Raw genomic sequence first — 3,343 nt, 5'->3', positions numbered from 1 at the left:
AACCACCAAAACAGCCTCCACCGCATACGACGTACATAACGACGTCAATAACGACGTCGCTTAACATCGTCAGGCGGCCTCAATCGGGCCGTTACCCTTGGCCGCCAATCCGGGGCCTCATTCCAGTCGGGCTACGCCCTTCTTGCATGACGCTCCGGATTGGCATCTTGAGACTATAACCGGCAGACGATCCACTTATCCGTGGTTAATCGCTGTCCAGGCTAACCAGGCCACCTCTCTGCTCTGGATGTCATCCGCAACCTCGTCGACGGCAAATTCGTGATCGCCCGATTAGGCCGGCGCAAGCCGACCACGTCAGTAATTACGAACTTTCTGCACCAACCGGAGTTAAATCCGGCCGATGCAGCAAAAAATCTCTCGCCCCGGCCGGAGATATATACGTGGAGTTTAGCTAGAAAGAATTGTCCGATGGCACTCAGAACTTAGCGATACTCAGGAACAGAAGTTCATGACTAAATCCACTTTTTACGAAAAAACGGGCTTCGACATTGCTTAGATCGACAGGCGATGACCATTCAATAGAGACCCTATCCGCAACCGCATCTACCACTTTGGAAGCAACATGGGCATTTTCCAAGGAAGAAATTTCCAAGGTTACGACCTCATTTAGTGGTTCAGAGAAAACAAAATCGGCTCGATAAGTTCCCTTCCCCAGATTCACATATGGTCCATACAGAGCGCAGCAATTATCGTAATCAGCGACAATCGAATTCTTACCCTGCTCGACGAGGGCATTGCTGCGGAGTTGCCCTTCACTTAGACGGTAGAAATTAGAATAGCTAGATATTTTTGAACAACCAAAAAGGTGCTTTAGAATCTTATTTTTCCATGTTCCATTTGAAATATAAGATGGAAGTACCTTTTTGCAAAAAAAGTCACCATCCAAAATTTTTTCACTAAAAACTGCAGTTCCATCACAATTTTTATGTTCATAAAATTCAAGAGTATGGCTATTGGCTTTAATCCTTTCGGGGGCATCGGGAAAAATTTTCTTCGCCGACTCAGTCAATATTCTTTCTATAGAAGATCTGTCGAGCAATATTGCGTTACAATCTTCCTGCGTTATGCACCAGTGATCGAAAATCCTGTCATTAATTGCAGGATTGTATTTTTCAAAAAAAATCTTAGCTTCTTTCAGATTGCAAAGTACGAAATTGTCAAAAAGAATTTCCACAGATTCTTTAGAGAATCTAAAATCATTATGAAAATCGAGCGAAATTTCACTAAATTTTTTCTTAAATCTGTGAAACGCAATATGTTGTTCAACCGCAATTCTGGTATAAAATTTCTTTTCGAATTCGTTAGAATGGGGGGCATAATCGTTAAAGTGATAGTAAAGAAGATCGGAAAGGGTCATGAAAGGAACCTGCCAAATGGAGGTAACATCTTCACGCAAGCCGAAATGAAACCAATCGCTGTAATGAAATGGCATCCTTTCAGCGCCAAAAGGGTTGAGTGTAAAGAGCGGTGACATCAAGACACGCTGACGAAATTCGCGAAATCGTCCACGATCTTTGCCAGCTAAGGCGACATACTGGTCCAGAAAATTGCGATCATAGAAAATCATGTCATTTCGAATACGCAGGACATATTCTCCGGTTGCAACCTCCAGCGCCCTTTTCGATGTCGAAATTTGAAGATTTGCGTTGCAGATCCCGGAATCATTCTTGATAGGCGGCAAAGGTGTGGCGGCATCAGCAAATGATAAGGTGTCGCAAGCTTGTAGCAATACGGCAAAAGCATCTCTAACTAGACCATCTTTTGTGTCGATTTTATAACTATATTCTGAATTTGTACGAAAAATTTCCAAGAAATCGCTACTAGATATTGCGCATATTATTTGAGCATTTTCGAAGAGGTCGCGCCAATGCGTGCAATTGTTGGCAACCTGAACGATGTTTTTTTTGAACAAACCTCCTTGAACAATAATCGTCAAGGCTCCTGATTTGTTTACATGTTCTTGAAATAGGTCGCTATCGCCAGATAGAAACGGCAAAAAATCAGCCCTGCTGGCATTTTGTTGCTGCAGCTTCAGTTTGGCGCCGCGCACGTCCAAGTCAGGCGTGGGAATGCCAAGTGCGATTCTCTTTTCGACGCCGATGCCGTAACGAATCAATCCATCAAAACAATTTTTGTCATATTCATGGATAGGTTTATTGTAAAATCCCTTGCCGTGTAAGAGTTTCCACATATCATCATCAATAAAAACGAAATTATTGAATACGAACTTTTCAGATAGCTTTATCAATTCTTCACTATAATCACCTTTATGATTAAATTTTACGTATTGAAAATTATTTTTTACTACTGAGTAAAATAAATATTGCTCTGGACTATATTGCCACTTCACCTTCGGAGTTGTGTCGTAAAAGTCAACCTTATTTTTTTTGAAAAATTCAGAAAAATTAGGCTCTTTTACTAATTCAATATTAAAAAGAGAGAGGATATCTCTTGATTCTCCGAAAAATGCCCAATCAGAAATGTGAAATGGCTTCGGCATTCTTTTCTCTTTTTCTTCAAAAAGCAAAGAATATACGGGATAAGCCAAAATTTGCCGTGAAAAAATTCCATATTCGACGGGGGGAACAGATAATCTCTCCCAGTGACCGATAAAATCGGTGCTTTCAGGCATCAAATCTGAACGCAGTTTTAGAATATATGGGCGGGAAGCTGCACGAACACCGGCTTGACTTGATACAAGCATGCGATTGATATTATTTGTTTTCTTGCTTCCAATTTCAAACGGTATGCCGCCAGGATCCTTCGAAAGAACAAATTTGTCTGCCACAATTCCTGAAAGATCTGAATCTTCCCAAGTCGAAATAATTATTTCTGATTCCGGAAATATTTTTCTTATTTGTTGAGCATTTTCTGCGGTAGAAAAAATATTTTCTCCACGACTTGAGGAAACCGGCCCTTGTAATACGATTGATATATCACAAGATTGAATACCAGACTGAATTTTACTCATGACGTTCCTTGGTGTTTTATATTTGTACAATACAATTCAAAGCGTTCGATCACTCAGGCTGAAATTGCTTTTGCCAATCGCCATCATCGCACGGCATAATAGCTATGTTTGCGCTATCACGCTGTGCCTGCTTTTCCCTGTTATGACTACGTGATTGCCTCGATTTTCCGCAAGCCCCTTTTCGTGCAGCTGAATAGTGAGGCAAACATGTGGTTTGTGCGATCGCCAACGATAGTGGGAATTGGGGCTGACGTGCCCCCCTGATTTTCCTCCAAGCTTGATTAGAGTCCGGCCTGATGGAAGGACGGACGAATGAAGCGAGCAAGGTTCACAGAAGAGCAGATCATCGGT

The 3,343-nt window shown here is 41.8% G+C and carries 1 protein-coding gene; it reads right to left on the bottom strand.

What is annotated here, in order from left to right; all coding sequences use genetic code 11:
- Nucleotides 1-436: 436 nt before the first annotated feature.
- Entirely contained in the window at nucleotides 437-2,992 is a 2,556-nt protein-coding gene (locus tag GGR38_RS23860; RefSeq protein ID WP_183629500.1) for a WavE lipopolysaccharide synthesis family protein, read from the bottom strand.
- Nucleotides 2,993-3,343 lie beyond the last annotated feature (351 nt).

The organism is Novosphingobium sediminicola, assembly GCF_014196525.1.
Lineage (GTDB): Bacteria > Pseudomonadota > Alphaproteobacteria > Sphingomonadales > Sphingomonadaceae > Novosphingobium > Novosphingobium sediminicola.
The sequence above is the reverse complement of the archived record's forward strand: the minus strand, read 5'-3'. Positions and strand labels throughout refer to the sequence as shown.

Excerpts from the sequence above, each read along its gene's own strand:
- GGR38_RS23860 (WP_183629500.1), bottom strand. The coding sequence starts at position 2,992 with ATGAGTAAAATTCAGTCTGGTATTCAATCTTGTGATATATCAATCGTA.